Below are 1,738 nucleotides of genomic sequence, written 5' to 3'. Positions count from 1 at the left end.
GCCCCGGCACACGACGACCGTCCTGGACCGGGGGCCGTTCACCGTGGCGGGCGAGCGGGAGTTGCTGCGTACGCACCGGATCGATGTTCTCGTCACCAAGGACAGCGGCGGCCCGGCGACCTCGGCCAAGCTGGTCGCGGCCCGCGAGCGGGGAGTGCCGGTCGTGGTGGTCCGCCGACCGCCCCCGCCGCCGGGGGTGCCCACGGCCGACGACGTACCCGGCGTACTGGCGCTGCTCAGCCGCGCCGCAGCAGATAGGTGTCCATGATCCACCCCTTGCGGGCCCGCGCCTCGGCCCGCAGCTCCTCGATCCGGTCCGCGACCTCGGCCAGAGGGCCCGACACCAGGATCTCGTCCTCGGTGCCCACATAGGCGCCCCAGTAGATGAACAGATCCTGGTCCAGATGGCGGGTGAACGCCTGTCGTGCGTCCAGCATCACCACCACGTCGTCCACCCCCTCGGGCCAGCCGTCGGCGAGCCGCCGGCCGGTGGTGATCTGCACCGGCCGCGCCACCCGGTTCAGGCCCGTACGGTGCCTCGCCAGCAGGGCGGAGACACTGCTGATCCCGGGCACCACCTCATGGTCGAAGGCGACCGTGCTCCGGGCGAGGATCTCTTCGAGAATGCCGAGGGTGGAGTCGTACAGCGAGGGATCGCCCCAGACCAGGAACGCCCCGCACTCGTCATCGCCCAGTTCCTCGGCGATGAACGCCTCGTACAGATCGGCGCGGCGGCTGCGCCAGTCGTCCACGGCGGGGGAGTAGTCCGGTGCCCGGCGGTCCCGCTCCGGGTCCCGCGCCTCGATCAGCCGGTAGGAGCGGTCATCGATATGCGCGTCGAGAATGTCCCGCCGCAGCCGGGTCAGATCGGCCTTCGCCTCGCCCTTGTCGAGGATGAAGAACGCGTCCGCCGAGTTCAGCGCCTTGACCGCCTGCAAGGTCAGATGGTCGGGATCGCCCGCCCCGATGCCGATGACATAGATTTTCCTCACCCGCGGAGTCTGCCCCACCGCCCCGGTGGCCGGACCCGCAGGGGGCCGATCGAGGCCGGGCGGGACATTCGGAACACGCCCTAGCGCAGGGTCAGCCGGGGAGCCTCGGCGCGGGCGTCGACCGGGCCCCCGGTCTCCAGCCGCGCCGCGAGATCGCGCGCCCATGCGGCGAGGCCCGACACATCGATGGCGTACGGATCCCCGAATCCGGCGATCCGGTCCGCGCCCCGCAGCAGCAGCCGCGCCCCGCCCGTCGCATTGCCGCGCGCGGCATGCGTCAGCCCGACCGCCAGTTGCGCGAGCCCGCGCCACAGCTCGCGCTCCGGTTCGGGACCCGATTTCCAGGCGTCCTCGAAGACCTCGTGCGCATGGAAGGGCTTCCCCTCGTCCAGCAGCCGCTGCGCCTCCGCCAGTGTCCGCCCGGGCGGGCGCACCACGCCCTCGGGCTGCCGCTCCACCCCCGGCGCACCGTACGGAAGCGGACGCCCGAGTCCGTCACGGGGGCGGGCGCTGCGGGCACGCCCCTCCTCGTCGCGGTCCCTCCGTGTCATGTCCACCCCTCGATTGTCCCCGAACCGGCCCGCCCGCCGCAGGCCGGGCCCGGACCGAGGCTCAGGACCGAGGCTCAGGACCGAGGCTCAGGGCTGGGGCTCAGGGCCGCGGGCCGGTCGTCGGACCGGCCCCGGAGGTGGGGTAAAGTTCTCTTGCGCGCCCGGCTTCCGGCCGATGAGGGCGCGCATCGGGAC

At 73.1% G+C, this 1,738-nt stretch carries 3 protein-coding genes; 1 reads left to right on the top strand and 2 read right to left on the bottom strand.

The features are described 5' to 3' along the window. The coding region (locus tag ACWF94_RS39970; RefSeq protein ID WP_453500124.1) for a precorrin-6A/cobalt-precorrin-6A reductase at positions 1 to 268 on the top strand (268 nt) is incomplete at its 5' end. Here the strand turns inward: ACWF94_RS39970 and cobF are convergent. Together cobF and ACWF94_RS39960 are read right to left on the bottom strand one after the other, a co-directional pair. Then, on the bottom strand, positions 237 to 992 hold the full coding sequence (gene cobF / locus ACWF94_RS39965; protein ID WP_453500122.1) for a precorrin-6A synthase (deacetylating): 756 nt from the start codon (positions 990 to 992) through the stop codon (positions 237 to 239). The two genes, ACWF94_RS39970 and cobF, sit on opposite strands and share 32 nt — an antisense overlap. 80 nt (positions 993 to 1,072) lie before the next feature. Then, a complete protein-coding gene (locus tag ACWF94_RS39960; RefSeq protein WP_453500120.1) occupies positions 1,073 to 1,549 on the bottom strand; it encodes a DUF309 domain-containing protein in 477 nt (158 codons plus the stop codon). Positions 1,550 to 1,738: the final 189 nt, after the last annotated feature.

Source organism: Streptomyces sp. NPDC055078, assembly GCF_053607985.1.
This window is presented reverse-complemented; position numbering and strand designations above follow the sequence as displayed.